At 65.9% G+C, this 578-nt stretch carries 2 protein-coding genes; both read right to left on the bottom strand.

The features are described from left to right. Positions 1-336 (bottom strand): hypothetical protein (locus ONR57_RS04535; RefSeq protein WP_265121808.1); only part of this gene is annotated, 336 nt, incomplete at its 3' end. Further along, positions 333-578 (bottom strand): hypothetical protein (locus ONR57_RS04540; RefSeq protein WP_265121809.1); only part of this gene is annotated, 246 nt, incomplete at its 5' end. The genes ONR57_RS04535 and ONR57_RS04540, both read right to left, overlap by 4 nt.

The following is a 578-nucleotide window of genomic DNA, read 5'->3' on the forward strand; positions in this document are numbered from 1 at the left end:
GCGGGTCATTGCGTCCCGGATCAGGGCGACGGGTCCGCGCAGCCCGAGGGCGGGCATCGGCATGCGGTGGTGTGCGAAGAATCGTTCGGCGGTGTGGTTGCGCTCGCTCAATGTCCCGATTTCCGCGATCGCGTCGACGGTGCCGCGCGGGCCGTTGGCGTGGTGGATTGCCCACCATGTGTGGCCGGAGATGGCGCGTGTGATGGCGGTGAGTTTCTCTTGGCCGCTGGTGATCCCAACACCTGCGAGCCTGCCGTATCCGCGCATGTCCACGTCCACCACGCGGACGCTGTCGCGGTCAATGACCACCACTGTTTCGGTGACTGTGCCTGTCATAGTGACCTCCTGCCCTCACGGGTTTGCGCCCGCAGGATTGCTTTCCCTGACATAAAGCCGAATCGAACGGGGCCGTGGGAGCTGTCCAGCTCCGGGACCGCGAGGAGGAGAAAAGTTTTCGCGAGCGCAGCGGCCCGCAGGGCGCGAAGAAGTTTTCGGGGGAATCGCGGCAGCTCTGCTGCGGAGCTTGACGGCGACGAGGCCCCGCCGAGAATCGGCGTGTCAGGGAAAGCAACCGCGCC

Origin of the sequence: Hoyosella sp. YIM 151337 (genome assembly GCF_026041215.1) — a bacterium.
Lineage (GTDB): Bacteria > Actinomycetota > Actinomycetes > Mycobacteriales > Mycobacteriaceae > Hoyosella.